Source organism: Faecalibacillus sp. H12 (genome assembly GCF_013361255.1).
Lineage (GTDB): Bacteria > Bacillota_I > Bacilli_A > Erysipelotrichales > Coprobacillaceae > Faecalibacillus > Faecalibacillus intestinalis.
In genome coordinates, this window is the sequence record NZ_JABWDK010000013.1 from 1 (window position 1) to 18,403 (window position 18,403).

15 protein-coding genes, 1 tRNA gene, 1 pseudogene, 1 riboswitch and 1 other annotated feature are annotated in these 18,403 nt (G+C 28.5%); of the genes and pseudogenes, 4 read left to right on the plus strand and 13 right to left on the minus strand.

The window, feature by feature from the left end:
- The 7 genes and pseudogenes from HUU89_RS09275 to HUU89_RS09305 form a co-directional block, all read right to left on the minus strand.
- Window positions 1-493 (minus strand): annotated as a pseudogene (locus HUU89_RS09275) (3-deoxy-7-phosphoheptulonate synthase); the annotation flags it as partial.
- A 38-nt stretch (window positions 494-531) separates the two neighbouring features.
- Window positions 532-764: a binding site (T-box leader), on the minus strand.
- A 29-nt stretch (window positions 765-793) separates the two neighbouring features.
- Window positions 794-1,459 carry an HAD family hydrolase gene (locus HUU89_RS09280; RefSeq protein ID WP_147579688.1) on the minus strand — a complete coding sequence of 222 codons (666 nt, stop codon included), beginning with the start codon at window positions 1,457-1,459 and terminating at the stop codon, window positions 794-796.
- A gap of 172 nt (window positions 1,460-1,631) precedes the next feature.
- Window positions 1,632-2,201, minus strand: coding sequence for a histidine phosphatase family protein (locus HUU89_RS09285; RefSeq protein WP_175301596.1), 570 nt, complete (start codon window positions 2,199-2,201; stop codon window positions 1,632-1,634).
- 10 nt (window positions 2,202-2,211) lie between these two features.
- Window positions 2,212-3,075, minus strand: coding sequence for a hypothetical protein (locus tag HUU89_RS09290; RefSeq protein WP_175301597.1), 864 nt, complete (start codon window positions 3,073-3,075; stop codon window positions 2,212-2,214).
- Between the two features lie 77 nt (window positions 3,076-3,152).
- Window positions 3,153-9,494 (minus strand): collagen binding domain-containing protein, encoded by a 6,342-nt coding sequence (locus HUU89_RS09295; RefSeq protein ID WP_175301598.1) that lies wholly within the window; start codon window positions 9,492-9,494, stop codon window positions 3,153-3,155.
- A gap of 93 nt (window positions 9,495-9,587) precedes the next feature.
- A riboswitch (cyclic di-GMP riboswitch) is annotated at window positions 9,588-9,669 on the minus strand.
- A gap of 164 nt (window positions 9,670-9,833) precedes the next feature.
- Window positions 9,834-10,004, minus strand: coding sequence for a 4Fe-4S binding protein (locus tag HUU89_RS09300; protein WP_032091706.1), 171 nt, complete (start codon window positions 10,002-10,004; stop codon window positions 9,834-9,836).
- 71 nt (window positions 10,005-10,075) lie between these two features.
- On the minus strand, window positions 10,076-10,603 hold the full coding sequence (locus HUU89_RS09305; protein ID WP_175301599.1) for a histidine phosphatase family protein: 528 nt from the start codon (window positions 10,601-10,603) through the stop codon (window positions 10,076-10,078).
- 85 nt (window positions 10,604-10,688) lie between these two features.
- On the opposite strand from HUU89_RS09305, the gene HUU89_RS09310 reads away from it, so the two are divergent.
- The 4 genes from HUU89_RS09310 to HUU89_RS09325 all read left to right on the plus strand — a co-directional run bounded on the left by HUU89_RS09310 (window position 10,689) and on the right by HUU89_RS09325 (window position 13,634).
- A complete protein-coding gene (locus HUU89_RS09310) occupies window positions 10,689-12,095 on the plus strand; it encodes an amidophosphoribosyltransferase (protein ID WP_032091708.1) in 1,407 nt (468 codons plus the stop codon).
- A gap of 90 nt (window positions 12,096-12,185) precedes the next feature.
- Window positions 12,186-13,115: an aspartate carbamoyltransferase gene (gene pyrB / locus HUU89_RS09315; protein ID WP_147579692.1), complete on the plus strand. Its 930-nt coding sequence runs from the start codon at window positions 12,186-12,188 to the stop codon at window positions 13,113-13,115.
- Window positions 13,115-13,537, plus strand: a complete 423-nt coding sequence (locus HUU89_RS09320; protein WP_175301600.1) for an aspartate carbamoyltransferase regulatory subunit — start codon at window positions 13,115-13,117, stop codon at window positions 13,535-13,537. Before pyrB ends, HUU89_RS09320 begins: the two co-directional genes overlap by 1 nt.
- Window positions 13,538-13,558: 21 nt before the next feature.
- Window positions 13,559-13,634: transfer RNA gene (locus HUU89_RS09325), tRNA-Thr, on the plus strand.
- 46 nt (window positions 13,635-13,680) lie between these two features.
- Here HUU89_RS09325 and HUU89_RS09330 read toward each other — a convergent pair.
- The 6 genes from HUU89_RS09330 to HUU89_RS09345 all read right to left on the minus strand — a co-directional run bounded on the left by HUU89_RS09330 (window position 13,681) and on the right by HUU89_RS09345 (window position 18,402).
- Window positions 13,681-14,043 (minus strand): PD-(D/E)XK nuclease domain-containing protein, encoded by a 363-nt coding sequence (locus tag HUU89_RS09330; RefSeq protein WP_175301601.1) that lies wholly within the window; start codon window positions 14,041-14,043, stop codon window positions 13,681-13,683.
- Window positions 14,044-14,115: 72 nt separating this feature from the next.
- Window positions 14,116-14,286 carry a hypothetical protein gene (locus HUU89_RS15040; RefSeq protein ID WP_254697747.1) on the minus strand — a complete coding sequence of 57 codons (171 nt, stop codon included), beginning with the start codon at window positions 14,284-14,286 and terminating at the stop codon, window positions 14,116-14,118.
- Between the two features lie 93 nt (window positions 14,287-14,379).
- Entirely contained in the window at window positions 14,380-14,514 is a 135-nt protein-coding gene (locus HUU89_RS15320; protein ID WP_256187806.1) for a hypothetical protein, read from the minus strand.
- Window positions 14,515-14,568: 54 nt separating this feature from the next.
- Window positions 14,569-15,333: an AAA family ATPase gene (locus tag HUU89_RS15045; protein WP_254697748.1), complete on the minus strand. Its 765-nt coding sequence runs from the start codon at window positions 15,331-15,333 to the stop codon at window positions 14,569-14,571.
- A 394-nt stretch (window positions 15,334-15,727) separates the two neighbouring features.
- Window positions 15,728-17,173, minus strand: a complete 1,446-nt coding sequence (locus HUU89_RS09340) for an LCP family protein (RefSeq protein ID WP_175301602.1) — start codon at window positions 17,171-17,173, stop codon at window positions 15,728-15,730.
- Between the two features lie 176 nt (window positions 17,174-17,349).
- A complete protein-coding gene (locus HUU89_RS09345; protein ID WP_147579695.1) occupies window positions 17,350-18,402 on the minus strand; it encodes a hypothetical protein in 1,053 nt (350 codons plus the stop codon).
- Window position 18,403 lies beyond the last annotated feature (1 nt).

Below are 18,403 nucleotides of genomic sequence, written 5' to 3' on the forward strand. Positions count from 1 at the left end.
ATTCTGATACGATTGGTAATCCTGTTGCTTCTTTAGCTGCTACTAGAATATCTAACCCTGCTGATCCCATTCCTTGGAAAGCATATGGTGATGTTCTTGGTTTGAATGCTCCACCTCTTAATAGATTAGCTCCTGCTGCTTTGGCTGCTTTAGCGATTTCAATCACTTGTTCCTTGCTTTCTACTGAACATGGTCCAGCAATCACTGCTAGATGTCCTCCACCAATTTTAACACCACCGACATCGATAACTGAGTCTTCTGGATGAAAAGCTCTATTAGCTAATTTATATGGTTCTGATACATGCATGACCTTTTCTACAGCTGGATCAACTTCAATCGATTCTGGATCTACTTTTGTTGTATCTCCAATGAGTCCCATTATTGTTTGATTTTCTCCTTTTGAAACATGAACTTGTAGTCCTTTTTCTTCAATAGTTTTTTCAATTCTTGTCACATCTTCAGTTTTAGCATCTTGTTTTAATACAATAATCATTTTCTTTTTCCTCCTTTATAAACAAAAAAACTCATCCTATAAAGGACGAGCTCTATTCCCGTGGTACCACCTTTTTTCACTTAAAGGTCACCCTTTAAGCCTCATCAAGTACAATCATACTCTCATCATGTAACGGTGATCACCGGAGATGCCTACTCAATTCAACATTCTACTCATAGCTGTATTCACAAATGACGCCAAATCTTTTTCCACCACCCAAAGACTCTCTATATTTTAATCATTTGTTACTAGGTCTAGTCACTGTATTTATGTTTATTCTACTTGACATTGTTTCCTGTGTCAATCATTATTTAACTTCTTAACCACCTCTAATAATTCTTCATCACTATAAACAACAAAATCAATAAAAGAAGTATCCTTTTCTTGTTTTTGATGATTATACCAAATCGTCTTTACTCCTGCTTGATAAGCTCCCATCATATCTATTTCATAACCATCTCCTACATAGTAACTATCATTTCCTTGAATTAATTCAAAGATTTCTTTTTGTGGTTTTTGATAACCTACTTTTTCTGAAATTATAATAGGAAAATCAATGATTGGAAATAATGAATTAATTTTATTCATTTGTATTTTTTCTTTTCCATTAGTAATAATACCATAAGAAATATTCTTTTCTTTTAAGTAGTTAAAAAGTTCTTTCATTGTAGAAGATAATGTTAAATGTGCTTGTTGATCTTCATAGACTTTTTGAAAATCAAGTGCTTGTTGATTTGTAATGAATTGATGAAAATCTTTAAAAGCATTCTTTAAACGATAAGTAGATAATTCATCTTTTGTTATTAATTTATTTAAATATTTTGGGTAAATTTCATTACTATAGATTCTACTTTGTTTCCATAAAGCATATATATCAAGATCTTCATGAAATACTTTTTGATAAGCTTTATAAAAAGGATCATATAAACGATAAAGTGTATCGTCTAAATCAAAATAAATAACCATATCTCCTCCTAAAAGAAAAAACAGGTCACCCTGTTTCTTCTTGGTTGGTTCTCTTTTTATATTATGACAAGTGGAAAGTAAGTTTATATGAAGTAGCCAACCTCTACTATTTTTCTCACATTTATTTTACCTCTTTTGATTTAAAAAGTCTACTTTTTATCAATATTTTTTATTATGGTCGAATAATTTCAACAAACTTAAAAGTATCATTTTCAAATGTAAAATGTAATATACAACAATTAGTAAGACCTCCACTTTTTAATACTTCTCCAGGATCAATAACAGTGGATAGAAAACACATACAAGCACCAGCATGTGAAAGAGCAAGAACTGTTTGATGATCTTCTTTATCCATCACAGCTGTAAGTGTTTCTTTTAATCTTTTTTGTACATCTTCTCTTCTTTCTCCACCATAATGTGGAAATAAATCATCATAACCAAAATCATCAAACTTAGGGTTTAAATCTTCACTTTCTCCTTCAAATAAACCAAAATTTCTTTCTTTTAATCCCTTCAATCTTTTATAATAATGGTCTCCAATAATAAGTTCAATCGTATCGCAACATCTTTCTGATGTACTACTATAATAATGGTCAAAAGAAATATCCTTTAAGTATTCTTTAGCTTTTAAAGCTTGTTGTTTTCCTAATTCAGTTAATGGTGAATCACACCATCCTTGAATTCTTCTTCTAACATTAAATAATGTTTGTCCATGTCTCATTAAATATAAATCTTTTTTCATAAAAATTCTCCTATCCAAAAATTTCTTGAATGACTTCTAATAAATCTTTTTGTTCTTCATTCATGGGTATACAAGTATTAATTTCTTGATAATATTTTTTCAACAAATCATTATTTCCTATTTGTTGTAAAGTTGTCATTATTTTGTAATAAAGCATAAAGCGATATTGTGGATAATTCTTACAAAGCTCTTTTATTTCTTCATCTAAATTTTCTTGAGTATATTTTGTAAGGGTGCTTAAAACATCCATTTGAATTTCTACATATCTTAAAGAAAGAGCATACTCATTTTGTAGTTCTTTTAAAAGTGAATAAATTTTTGTAAGAAAAGAACCTTGATGTTCAACATAATCAATTTCTTGGAAAACACGTGTAAAAAATTGTTCCAAATCAATACCATAAGGACTAAACGTATTTTGTAAGTCTTGATTTTTTTCATGTTTCATTTTGATTAAACGCTTCATGATACTTTGTGTTTGTTCAAGCAAATCATAATAATCATGATCTTTTTGAATCAAATCAATAATATCACTAGCTATATAGTTTTTATCTGGAACTTGATGAATATCTTCATGATGTTCAATGACTTTAACAATATAATAAACAAGTGCATCATCGTCAAACATTTCATTTTTTTCACCTAATCGATCTAATTGTTGATCATATTTTTCATCAAAATATGCAATTGTTTCATCAGTATCTTTACAATCATTATAGTAATTTAAAACTTCTTCATAATTTATATCAATATCATTATGATGAAGTTCTTTTTCTATCATATGATATGTCAAATTTTGAAAAAGCTTTTGTTTTTCATTTAAGTAAGTTTGATTATCTTTGTATTCTTTTTTTAATGTATGTATTGTTGTCTTCATAAAAAACCTCCTGCACTATTTTAACACATTTAAAATAAAAAAAATACGATAAATCATTACCGTATTTCTTCTAAAAATTAAAACTCATTTTTTCTTCTATAAAATCTAAGTCCAAATAAAATTCCACCCAATGAAGATATCAATAACATAAGATTTTCTAAAATTTGTGTATCATCACCCGTTTTAGCTTTTTTAGATTCTTGCTTTGGAGTTTGATCAGATTTATTTTCTTTAGTTTCTATTTTGTTTTCTTCATAATTATTTGTATATTCAATAGTTGTTGTTTCATCTTTTTCTACATTGAGATTTGCTGCTACATCACCTTTTTCTTTTCCATCTATGATAGATACTATATGAGTAAGCTTGTATCCTTGAACATCATCAGTAAGCTCTTTGACTGTATATTTACCAGCAACTTTTGTTAACTCTAACATCCACTTTCCACTATTTTCATCATACTCAAAATCATTTAATGAATAGACCTTTTTATCTTGTGTATCTTTGTCTATGACTTCAAATTTTACAGATTTTTCTGCTTGTTCTTTTGAAATATTACCTTTTATAATTTTAGCAATCACAAGTTTACCTGGTTTAGCTTTATCTTTCATAATAATCTTATTGTTTTGATAGTCAACAACTTTACCATCTTCCCCAACAACAAATGTTATTGGCTTAGCTATTTCATAACCTTTTGGTACGTTTACTTCAATTAATGTATAAGTTCCAGGTACTAATTTTAAATTATAAGAATTTTTACCATCCGTTATCCAGTGAGCAATTTCTTCATTTGCTTGATTAATAACTTTAAGCTCTGCACCTGCTATTTTTTCATCATTTTCTTTGTCTACTTTATCAACTTTTACATCATAAGTTGTTAATTCATAAGTATTTTCAAAAGCTACTGTTGCTGCAGTTCCTTTTTCTACATCAATATCTACACTTTTACCTTCATTTACTTCATTTCCTATCATGTAGATTGTTTTTACAAGGGTATAACCATGTATATCATCAACAAGTTCTTTGACAGTATAACCTCCTGTATTTTCTTCTAATTCTAGAATCCAACGATTTCCATCATAAATAAAATCATTTAATGAATATATATGAGATTTTTGTGTATCATTTTGTGTTACTTCAAACTTTATTGAATCACCAATTTGTTCCTTTGATAAATTTCCTTGAATTGTTTTAGTAATAACCAATTTACCTATAGGTTGATCTTTCATGATAACTTCATTGACCACTTTATCATTGATTTTTACTTTTCCATCTTTTGTAACCACAAATTCGATAGGATTCGCAATTTTATAACCATCAGGTGCAGTTATTTCAGTTAAAATATAATTTCCATATCCAAGATTAACCTTTTGTCCATCCTTTGATGAATCTATACTAATAATTTCACCTGTATCCTTATTTTGGATTTGTAAACTAGCGCCCTCAATATCTTCATTATTTAAGATATCTTGTTTACGAATAGAGACTTCATATAATTTTGGAGTATAACTATTTTTAAAAGCTACATTTCCTTCACCTTGATCTTCAATTTGTATACTTTCTGTTTTTTGATCTTCTACTTCTTGTCCGTTTATTATATAAGTGGTTTTAACTGTATAACCTTCTATTGATGAATTTGTTTCTTCAACTGTATATTCTCCAGCTAAAACATCCAATTCTTTCGTCCAAATTTTTTTTACTTCATCATAAGAAAAATCATCTAAAGTATATTTATCTACTTTGTTTGTTTTTTGATTTGTTACTTTAAAAGTAATCTTTTGTGCATCTTTTTTGGGAATATCCCCTTCTATTGTTTTAGTAAGAATTAATTTAGCTTGTGTTTTTTCATCTTTCATAGTGATTTTATTTTCACTCATGCCTTCAATCTTACCATTTTCATTCACTGTAAAATCAATAGGATCCGCCACTCTATAACCATAAGGAGCTTCTTCTTCAATAAGAGTATATTTCCCAGGAGATAATTTTAATTTATGCGTTTTTTCATCATCTTGACCAGAAATCCATCTTTCTACTAGATTACCTTCTTCATCAATTACTTTTAACTTCGCACCATCTACTTCTTTTGTACCAGAAATATCTGTCTTATCTATTTCAACATCAAACACATTTAAATCATAATTATTTTCAAATTCAATAAATGTCGTTTTATCTTTTTTAACAGTAACCTTTTCTGCTATTTTATCTGTTACCTTTTCTTTTATTTCACCATTTTCATTTATTTGATATTGAGTTAAAGATAATTTATGCCCTTTTATAGACGTTACTAATTCTTCAACTTTATATCCTCCTGCAACTTGTATTAATTCCTTTGTCCATTTTTTATTACTTTCATCATAATTAAAGTCTTTTAATGAATACGTATTTACTTCTTTCGTTGAATTATTTGTTACTTTAAAACTTATAACTTTTTCAGCTTGTTCTTTATTGATTGAACCAGTAACACTTTTACTAATTACTATTTTTCCAGGTTTTGCCTCATCTTTCATGATGACTTTATTTGTTTTACTATAAGTACCATCCTTACCTTTTATAGATATTTCTCCATTTTTAGAAACTTTAAAATAAATATCATCTGCTTTTTTATAACCGTCAGGTACTACTTCTTCAATAAGTATATACTCACCAAACGGTAATGAAACAGTATGTGTCTTATCTTTTTCACTGACCCATGAAGCTACTTCTTCTTTTGTTTTTTGATTTACTATTTTAAGTGTTGCTCCAGCAATTTCCTTTTCATTTGTTAGATCTTGTTTGCTTATAGCTACTTCATATGGTTTTGGAGTGTAACTATTTTTAAAGGCTACAGTTACTTCACCTTGATTTTCAATTTGTATACTTTCAGTTTTTTTACCTTCTATTTCTTGTGTATCAATTTTATAAGTTGTTTTTACTGTATAACCTTCCACTGACGAATTTATTTCTTCAACTGTATATTCTTCAGCTAAAACATCTAACTCTTTTGTCCAAGTTTTACTTGCTTCATCATACGAAAACTCATCTAAAGTATATTTATCTGTCTTCTTTGTTTCTTGATTCATTACTTTAAATGTAATCTTTTTGGCATTTTCTTTAGAAATATTCCCTTCTACTGTTTTAGTTAGAATAAGTTTACCTTTTTCGATATGTTTGTCTTCCATGATTATTGTATTTTGATCATTGCCAACTATATTACCATCATTATCCACAACAAACGTAATATCATCAGCTACCATATATCCCTCTGGTGCTTTGGTTTCTTTTAAAACGTATGTTCCTGGTTCTAGTTTAACTTTTCCTGGATTATTATTTTCGCCAGTTATCCAACTTTTTACAGTTTCATTTGTATCTTTATTAATAATACTTAGGTGTGCGTTCTTCAATTCAGATTTCGTCTGTGCATCTATTTTACTAATTTCAATAGTATTTTCTTTTGTTGTTCCTTTTTCGTTAGAAATTGTATAAAAATGCATTGCTTGTGTTTTATCAATAAGTGTTACAGGATAAGTATTATCTCCTTCTTTAATAGCTTCAGGATAATTTTCTTCACTATTTCCTTTAAATATAAAATAATGTGGTGTAGCATCTAATTTATAATTATCAGGTGCTTCTGTTTCAACAATTCTATAAAGAACATTTCTACTCAACCCAGAAAAAGTAAGATAACCCGTTGGTAATGTTTCGCCCTCTGCTTTTAATTTTGTAGCAGTTGTTTCAAAATTATTATTATATGTTACTTCACTACAGCTAAATTTGGCTTTTTCTAAGGCTTTTGTTTGATCATCTTTATCACATTTATAAAGTTTTATACTGACGCCATTCCCTGTGGAAGCTCCTGAACTTTCAAGTACTTTTCCTTTCAAAGAAACATACGTCTCTAATTCAGATTGATTTGGTATTCCTTTTAAAGAACACTTATTGTAGGCATTTGTTTCATTTAATGCGCTACTATCTTCACCTACTGGTAAATTAATAGTTGCTTCATATTCAAGAACAACTTTCTTTTCATCAGGAATTATTATTTTTAATACATGTTTTGTTTCATCATAGCTTACTTGATTAGCCGTAGCTTTATTACCATTAATTGTTAAACTATTCATATAATAATCAAGAGCACTTCCCATTTCATCAACAAGTTCGATATCTTTACCCTCATTTAATTTAATTGCACCTTCATTCACCGTAATTTTATATCTAACATTTGGTGCTGTATCTTGATTATAAGTATATTCTTTCTTTAAAATATCGTTTTTTGATAACCCAAACCATCTTGTAGCTGTTGCTGTTGAAATATTGCCATCAATAGATAAAGACGCCTTATTGTCATAGGCTTTATCTCCTAGTGCTTTTGAAACATCTATAATGCTTGCTTTATATGTTAGATTTAAAGAATTTGTTTTCAAATAATCTAATGCTGCATTTGTAAATATAAACTTAACTTTTCCGTTTTCTTTTTCTACTTGAATATTCTTAAGAATCTCTTCATTTGTTATTTGACTATCCCATTTTTCAATTATATCTAATGAGTTATCTACATACTGTGTATTTTCAGGAAGTGTATCTTCAATAAAAACATTTTTTGCATCGGTTGGTACTTTTTTTACAATTAATTTCCAAGCCATTTCATCTTTATTACAAGAGCTACCCCAATAACCTTCTTTTTCAAGAAAAGTTTCAATTTTATAATCATAATTAGCATTACTTTCCCCTAATTTCTTTGTTTCATTAAAACATTCACCTTTATTTGCATAAGATGTTGTTGTTGATGGAATATTATCTAGAGATGTAATAACTTGTATAATAATAGTTCCTTCATTTACTTTTCCAAAGTCAAAAGTTAATTCTCTATCCTTTTGACTAAATATTGGTGTACCATTATATCCACTTTTAACTTGATATGATTTATAATTCATTCCTTCTGGCGTTGTATCTTTAACAATTAAATGATTTATACCATTTTCAGGAACATTAATTTTTATTTGCCATGCAACCTCTTGTGAATTTCTTATTGTTAGACAAGTTTTTTCAATAAATTGATAATTTTCTTTTCCTACTTTAAATGAATCTGTATAATCCGTGTTTTGTGTATTACCAAAAGGATTAATAGTGAACGTATTACTCTTTGTAATAGCTGGCGCATTACTAGGATCTTCACCAAATTTAGTTTGGTAAGTCATCTTATACTCCTTATCACATCCAGCAGGTACTTGGAAATTTCCAGTTGTTAAACTTTCCCATGTTAATCCTTCAATAGAAGGACTACATTTAAAACTTCCATCAATATATTCACCAATATTATCACCTAACGAGTCTTTAATAGTAGAACCACCAATATCAAAATTACCCCCAGGATTTAACGTAACTTCCCAATTGATAACCTTATTACTATCATCACCAGTAACACTATGCTTTTTTTCTGCCCAATTTTTCTTAGTATATTCTAATTTCTTATAAGAATTTTTTTCATTTGTTTGTGTATCACTCTTTACAGTTATGTTATTTCCAACTTTAGAATTCCAATCATCCGGATTATATGCAAAAACATCTTTTTTTACTTTTACTTTATATTTAGCATATAAAACTTCTTTATCATTCATACTTCCAATTGTATATTGAAATTTATTAGTTTCTTTTAAATTATTTGTAACTGTACCAGTATAAGAAATTGTACAGGCTTCATCTGTGTAAAATTGAACATCTCCATCTAATGTCATATTTTCATCCATTTGATCAGTCACAACAACGTTTGTTTGTGGACCAGTTGCTGAAACCTTTAATTTAAATTCTGCAGAAAGGTTATCCCCCTCACTTATAACTTTTCCACCTGTTTTTTCAATATCTACCTTATCGTTAGATTTATCACGATCCATATCAATGATAAATTGACCAACACCTGGTAAGTCTAGTTTCCCTTTTCCACCTTCATGATTGTTTGTAAATGAATCACTCAAAGTTCCATTGATGATAAGTGAACCATGTCTATTTGATTTACTAAAAAATAATTCACTTTGATCTCCTGCATTATATTTAACTGTAATTGTATTACCTTTTATTTCAAAATGTCCTACAGTTTCCGCACCTTCTTTTAGTTCCTTAATTCCTTCTTCCATGGTTATTCCATCAGGCAAAGTATAAACCATTGTATTATTATCTTTTGTTGGAAACTGATTATCAATAAATCCCCATACTAGTTTGATAGAAATTGCTGAACCATACGGTATTTTGTTTTCTATATTCGGCTGTAAAAGATGGTCTCCAATTTTAATATAACTTCTATCAACTACATCACTTGGTAGATTTTTATCAATAAATTGAGATAAATCTACCGATTCTTCAGCAAATGCACTAAATACATTTGTTGAAACTGCTGTTACTATCATGGCTATCACCAATAATAGTGAAAACAACTTCTTCTTTCTATTCATTATTCTTCCTCCCAATTTTACAAAACTATAAAAAAATATTGACGATAAATGATAATTATAAAAAAAGCCGCAAGAAAAGACTAAGTACACATCATCTGCAACTCAGCCAACTTCCTTACGGTTCAGTTCTGTAGCTTTGCGTCACTATTTTTCAATAGTTTTGCCTTTAAAATATATAATTTTTATAAACTAATATTATCACATAATTTCAACAAAAAATATCTTTTACGACCAAAATATGCTTTTTTTCGACCGAAAAATTTTCAACATAATAAAAAGGACTTTTTTGATATAACCATATATCATAAAAAGTCCTTTATAACTATTAAATTTATCTTATTATTCAGCTGAAATAGCTTCTACTGGACAAGTTCCAACACATGCTTGACATCCAATGCATGTATCTTTGTCACATTCCATTTTTCCTTCGTCATCAAATGCTAAAGCTTCTACAGGACAAACACCAGCACATGCTCCACATCCGATACAAGTATCTTTATCTACGTTCATATTTAACTCTCCTTTTCCTTTTTTCCTATAATTAGTATAACACTTTCCACTTTTCAGTCAATACAAAGTCACTATTTTTCATAGCTTTGAATACAACAATTTTCGGGTAACCATGTCATTAATTCTTCATTTGTCATATCATTAAAATAACTATGAATGACACGCACGATACCTCCATGACAAACAACTAAAATGTTTTTATCAGGATATTTATTTTCAAGTTCTTCTAAAAAACTATACACACGATGGACTACTTGAAATAAAGATTCTCCGCCTGGATAATGGAGTCCATGATTTTGTTTATAATATTGAAATTCTTCATTATTAACAATTCCTTCAAATTTGCCAAAATTGATTTCTTGAATTCTAGAATCTATTTTAATTTCTAATTGATGATTTTCATTTATGATTTTTGCAGTTTCATGTGCTCTTTGAAGTGGTGAGGCAAAAATCATATCTAATGAAATATCTTTTAATTGTTCACTGGCCATTTTAGCTTGTTGCTTTCCTAAAGATGTTAATTCCACATCCGAAATGCCACAAACTTTATTATCAATGTTATAACCTGTTTGACCATGTCTTACTATATATAATTTCATTTTTTTATGTCCTTTATCTTCATTTTGTTTTATGTTATCATATTTTTGGCATTTAGAGAACAAATGAAAAAGGAGAAAATTACATATGGGTGGTATGTTTGGCGTTGTCAGTCGTAAAGACTGTGTCACTGATTTGTTTTTTGGTATTGATTATCATTCTCATTTAGGAACAAAAAAAGGTGGGATTGCAGTTTATGGAGAAAACGGTTTTAACCGTGCAATTCATAATATTTCAAATTCACCATTTAGAACTAAGTTTGAAAATGATATTAAAGAAATGTCTGGAAAAATGGGGATTGGTTGTATTTCAGACAATGAACCTCAACCTCTTTTAATCAATTGTCGTTTAGGTAGTTATGCAATTGTTTCTGTAGGTAGAGTTGCAAATATGGAAGAATTGATTCAAGATGCTTTTGATAATGGGCATACTCATTTTCTAGAGATGTCTGGGGGAGAAGTGAATCAAACTGAATTGATTGCTGCAATGATCAATCAAAAGGATACTTATGTTGATGGAATTATCAATGTTTTAAGAAAAGTAAAAGGTTCTATTTCTTTTATGTTGATGACAAAAGATGGTTTGTATTTAGTACGTGATAAATTAGGAAGAACTCCATTAAATATTGGTAAGGGGGAAAATGGATTCTGTGCTTCGTTTGAAAGTCATGCTTATATCAATTTAGGCTATTCTTTATATAAAGAATTAGGACCTGGTGAAGTTTGTTTTATGACCAGTGAAGAAGTGAAAACACTTGTAGAAGCCAATGATAAAATGAAAATTTGTTCATTTTTATGGGTATACTATGGTTATCCAACAAGTTGTTATGAAGGACGTAATGTTGAAGAAATGCGTTATGAATGTGGTCGTTTAATGGCTCAAAGAGATGATATTAAAGATATTGATCTTGTAGCAGGTGTTCCTGATAGTGGAATTGCCCATGCGATTGGTTATTCAAATGAATCACATATTCAATATGGAAGACCTTTTATTAAATACACACCTACGTGGCCACGTTCATTTATGCCACAAATTCAAGCGGATCGTAATTTAATTGCAAAAATGAAATTAATTCCAATTGCTAGCTTGATTAAAGGAAAATCATTATTATTAATTGATGATTCAATTGTTCGGGGAACACAACTAAGAGATACAACTGAATATTTATATAACTCTGGAGCAAGAGCAGTCCATATCAGACCTGCTTGTCCTCCAATTATGTATGGATGTCCTTACTTAAACTTTTCAAGAAGTACAAGTGATATGGATTTAATTACACGTCGTGTTATTAGAAAACGTGAAGGAGAAAATGATATCAATATGTTAGAAACATATAGTGATCCAGATACTCCTGAATATAATGCAATGGTAGAAGAAATCCGTAAAGAACTTAATTTTACTTCTTTACGTTTTAATCGTTTGGATGATATGCTTCAAGCTATTGGACTTGATAGTGATAAGATCTGTACTTATTGTTTTAATGGTAAAAAATAATACGGAAAGAAATTTCCGTATTTTTTTAAAATATATTTAATAGCTTTCTAAGGAGTGCTATAATATTGAAGAAAAAAAAAGGAGACTATTATGAAATATTTAATTGACCCAATGGATTTAAGTGTAGAAGAAATTGATGAACTAATTGATATTGCGAATGATATTATTAAAGATCGTACACGCTATCAAGATGTTTGTCGTCATAAAATTCTAGCTACACTCTTTTTTGAACCAAGTACACGTACAAGACTTTCTTTTGAATCAGCTATGTTATCACTTGGTGGAAGTGTTTTAGGTTTTTCAAGTGCAAGCAATACAAGCGCTTCTAAAGGTGAAAGTGTTAGTGATACTATTAGTGTTGTTTCAAGCTATTGTGATATTATTGCAATGCGTCATCCAAAAGAAGGAGCACCTCTTGTTGCTACAAGAAAAAGTACAGTACCTTTAATCAATGCTGGAGATGGTGGTCATAACCATCCAACGCAAACTTTAACTGATTTACTTACTATTTATAGAGAAAAAGGTAGACTAGATAATCTAACAATTGGTTTTTGTGGAGATTTAAAATTCGGACGTACAGTTCATTCTCTTACAAAAGCAATGTCACGTTATAAAAATATTAAATTCGTGTTTATTGCACCACCTGAACTTAAAATTCCTGAATATTTAAAACATGATTTATTAGATGCTAAGAATTTAGATTATAAAGAAGTTGAAACTATTGAAGAAGTTATTGAAGATTTAGATATTCTTTATATGACACGTGTTCAAAAAGAAAGATTCTTTAATGAACAAGACTATATTCGTTTAAAAGATACATATATTTTAGATTTAAAGAAATTAGAAAAATCAAAATCTGATTTAATCGTTATGCACCCATTACCCCGTGTTAATGAAATTGCTATTGAAGTTGATGATGATCCAAGAGCTAAGTATTTTGATCAAGTTCAAAACGGACGTTTTATGCGTATGGCACTTATTTTAAAAATGTTAGGATTGGAAAATGAGGTAGAAAGATAATGAAGATAGATAGTATTAAAAACGGGATTGTTCTAGATCATATTACTGCTGGTAAATCTTTAGAAGTTTATAAAGCACTAGGATTAGATAAATTAGATTGTAGCGTTGCTATTATTAAAAACGTTAAATCTAATAAAATGGGTAAAAAAGATATTTTAAAAATAGATGAAGAGTTCACTTTAGATTTTGATGTTTTAGGATATTTAGATCCTAATATTACTGTTTGTATTATTAAAGATGGTAAACTTGTTGAAAAGAAAAAATTGCAACTTCCTCAAAAAATTATTAATGTAGAAAAATGTAAAAATCCTCGTTGTATTACATCTGTAGAACAAGGATTAGATCATGTTTTCTATTTAGCAAATAAAGATAAACGTATTTATCGTTGTCTTTATTGTGAAACAAAAGTTGAAAAAAAATAGAAGCAATGCTTCTATTTCTATGCTGGAGTAGCTCCAACGGTAGAGCAACTGACTCGTAACCAGTAGGCTGTGGGTTCAAATCCCATCTCCAGCACCATTATTAAAATCAACAAGCGTTGATTTTTTTATTATAATAACAAACATCAAATATAAACCTTTTCTTCCCATTTCATCATGACATCTTTACCATGATGCGCTAATCCTATATAAATCACTTTTCCTTTTAAATCATAGTCATATCTTCTATCTTTGATTTGTTGGATGGCTTCATTTGATAATTTATCCAATGCTTTTTCAAAATCTTTTTTATCTTCTTTGAAATACTTAAATTCAATAATAAACGATGTTTTCTTTTCATCATGAGCCTGGATAATGAGATCACATCTTCCTTTACATTCTTCTCGATTATAAATAACTTTATAGTTATCTGATAGACATAAACACATTCCTAACATCATCATATGATAACTGTTTTCATTATTTAAATCATGATAGCTTGGAATCATTAATACATTTTGATAATTTTTGAAAAAATCATTTTTGTTTTCAGCAATCAAATTGTCAACAATGCGATCATATTATCCATTGTTCATTCCTAGTTGATGTTCCGTTAATCTTATAAATTCTCTTCTTACCTCATAATTTGGTATCGCAATTCTAAACTTTTCTTTTTTTGAATCAATTGCTTTTACTACTGTTAAATATCCAGCACTTACAAACATCCCCCATAAGTTAGGTGTATTTGCCACTTCATAAAAGCTTGTTTGAAGGACAACTCTTGTTTCTAGATAGTTATTCTTTATAAGTTTTTCATATTGTTTTTTAAAGTCGTAGTCTGCTTTTTATATAGCTTGTTTAAGCATTGTATTAGCACTCGTATTGACCCAATAAGGAACAAGTACTTTTCTTCTTGCATAATTTAAAATAGACCATGGATTATAGATTTCTTTATCTCCCATTTTATAGCCATCATACATTGCTTTGACTTCATCATTTAATTCTAAATCATAATATTCAAGTAATTCTTTGGTTTATTCTATACTGAATCCAAAATATTCACTATAATCATTATCAATTACTGTATACACATCTAAATTATTTAAATCACTGAAAATATTTTCTTTAGCCACTCTTTGAATTCCTGTAAACATCGCATATTTTAAGCTGGTTGATGTTTTAAGAGAATTATGAAGCAATCCTGCAGGTCCTCCTCTTACTTCATCATAGAACCCTCCTGTATGTGCTTCTACAAATGGTGTATCATATTCATCTATAAATATCATAACTTCTTTTCCATAATAATCTTCCATTCTTGCCATCAAGAATGAAATTGCATCATCTATTCCCTTAAGATTATTCTTGTTATTATCAGCTAATACTTCATAAAGTCTTTCATAATTTGTTTTCCTAAATCCCTTAAGATTTTCAAATACAAAATCATATTTATCCCATTGATTTTGTATTTGTGTTCTTATCGTCGAAACAACTGTTTCTTTATCTCTTTTGGCATCCGCAAAAGAGATAAAGATTGTTGGATATTGATTGATTTCAGCTGCACAAGGTGTTTCCATGATTTTTGTACCTTTAAAGATTTCTTTAGAGTCTTTGGTAATATCAAAGAATTCAGCCATCATTGACATATTAATGGTTTTTCCAAATCTTCTAGGACGAGTAATCAATGTTACATCTGTTACTCTATCTAAGAACTCTTTGATCATCAAGATCTTATCTACAAAATAATAATTTCCTTCTACAAGTCTTGAAAAACTTTTCGTTCCTATTGGTATTTTCTTCATTTCTATCACCCTTTCTTTACATATTATAAACTATTTTAGAGATGTTTACTGATGAATATAAATTCAATTTTTAATTTGATCTATATTGAATATTTCATAGTTATGATTTTTAGCTTATCTAAATCTAATGGAAAATGGTAGTTGATCAAGTATATAGGAAAACTAGAGTAGAAAAATCACGATAACAATAAAAATAAAGGAGGAAAACCAAGACTGATCATCAGCCTAATTTTCCTCCTAAAAAACATTAGATATTTTAGAGGGGATATTGATTTCACATCAATATCCCCTTAATAATTTAAAGTGATTTTTCTAAAACACGCGATTATTTAGAGCGCTATATAATCAATGTTATCTATTATTACTCAACGATCACTTTTAGCAACTAAAATAACTATTTCCCATTTAAGACATCTTTAATTGCTTGTAGATTTTCTTTAACACTATCATCATTTGGAATCATATAATAAAGTTTGCTATCAGGCATGTAAGCTCCACCTGTTTGCATAACTCCTGTTCCAGTAAATTGTTTTTGTTTAAATGTCCATGAAGCATTATCATTTATTTGCATTTTGATTAAATCTGTAATATCACTAGCTGCCATATTTGTTTCAAAACATCCTGATACTGCAGTTAAAACACTTGTATAATTAGTAATAACAGCTGATGACATCATTTTATTAAGCATAGCCATTAAAACATCTTGTTGATGTTTTACACGTACATTATCTCCATCAGCAAATGAATGTCTTTCCCTTGAATAAGCTAATGCTTCTTTACCATTCATTTGTTGAAGACCTAATTTATAGGTATAACCACCCGCACTAAAATCTCGATCAACATTAACAGTAATACCACCCAATGCATCAACCATTGTGACCAATGATGTAAAGTTAACTCTTGCATAGTAGTTGATATCTGTTCCTAAAAACTGAGCCATTGTTTTAACCGTATTTTCAGGACCAGCAATACCTGAATGCGTTAACTTATCCTTTTTTTTCATATTTGCAAGAGTTACGTAGTAATCTCTTGGAATAGATGTTAATAAGATCTTCTTTGTATTTGGATTAACAGTAACGATCATATTAACATCTGATCGAGATACTGTTGTAATACTTCCATATGTATCAATACCACTGATATAAATAATAAATGGTGTATTTGTTACAGAAACTCTTGTTGAAAAGTCTTTGACTTTTGTTTCTATGTCACTTGTCCATATTTCTTTAACTTCATTTTGAAAATCTGGATGATTTTCTTCAAACATACCATTATATGCTGTATTAATTAATATAGCATTAACGGTATTATTATAAAGATCATCCCCTAGTTTTGAATATGTCATAGCAACATCAAAATTCAAGCTTGATTCTTTCTTTTTAGCTTCAGCAATAACTTGATTCATATCTTTTTCTTTATCATATTGTAAACAATATTCAATCGATTCATTTTGTAATTCAGATAAACTGTCTATTTTACTACTTTTTAATACAACAATTGCATAATGTGTAGATTTCGTATTAGAATTCGTAATATCATCTAATGTTGAATAACCTTTATTGATCATTACTGATCCAAATACCATTAATACACTTAATATTAAACTTAATACTTTTCCAATAATCTCTCTTGGTTTTGTTTTACGATGATGTTCTTTTTTATTAGGTTTCATTAATGCATAATTAATAAAACCTAATAAAACAAGTATCATCCCAACCATAACAGCATATGTTGTTGGTAAAATATTAAGCTTAAAAATAAAAAATAATAATACTACTGTTGTAATGACCTGTATTCCTAATATTACAGGCCAAGATATAATTTTCTTTATATTTTCCATAATTCATTTCCCTTTTATTTCTATGATGGTATTATTATACACATAAATAATTAAAAATTAAACCCTTTTATGATTCGTATACTTTGATATCAGCTAAAGCAATATTCCTCGCCATTATATTTCATAAATATTATCTTTTTAACAAGATTCCTTATTTTATGTTCAAAAATGATAAATCAGTTTTTATAATCGATTGAATCCATCAATATAAAATATGGGTTTAACAAGTTATCAACAACTTGTAATGTCATATTACTTGTTTCACCTGTTTCTTGGTTAAAGCTCGATGTACATGTATGGATTATTCCAAATTCATGTATATTGTAATCTTGATTAGGATTACAATGAATTAATGCAATTTCACCTGCAATATTCGAATATTTTTTAGAAAAAAAGCCCAATAAAGTTACTTGAATAACTTTATTTATTACATTTTTATAATTTTTATCAATACTAATAATATTATCTTCACTAAATACAATAAGTTCTTCTCCTACAAGAGCTGTAAACAGTAAACTACAAGCATTTTCTAATGATTTTCTTAATGCAAAGAGCATTAAAAAATGTGCTATCAGTAATTCTGATTTTTCAAAATCTATTGGTCTTTTCTTTAATATGATTTTTGCACAATTGGGTACCTTATCTAAGGGGCACCTATCCATTTCTTTCTCTAATGACATAAACATTTTTTGAATCTCAATTTGGTCAATTTTTTCAATAAACATATTAACAGCAGAGTTTTTTACTTTTTTATATAAATCAGAATTTTTAAAAGAATCTACTGCATTTTTATATAAATCCTTATTTAAATATCCATTTTCTTTGATTGGAGAAATTTGTTTATACTTACTATACGGATCTAGCACTTTTGCAATCTTAGGATAATTATTTCTCATATCCTCGGTACAAAGTTTTATAAGAGTATAAATTGTTGCATGCGCTTTTTCAAATACTTTAATATCTTCTTTTATTGGAGATTTTGCCATTGGAAATATATCTTTATACATATCAAAATTTTCATTTGCAAAAAGATAACCATAAAATTGATTATTTCCATGTTTTGCTATTTGATGAAAAAAAATATTACTTGGAATTTTTTCTTCAATATTTTCACACATAAACAACTTTTCAAGGGTTTCTTGAATAATATGTAGAGAATCATTCTTTTTTATTTCATTACATAATTTAAAAATTTCTGAACGAAAATCATTAATATTTTCTTTCTTCATG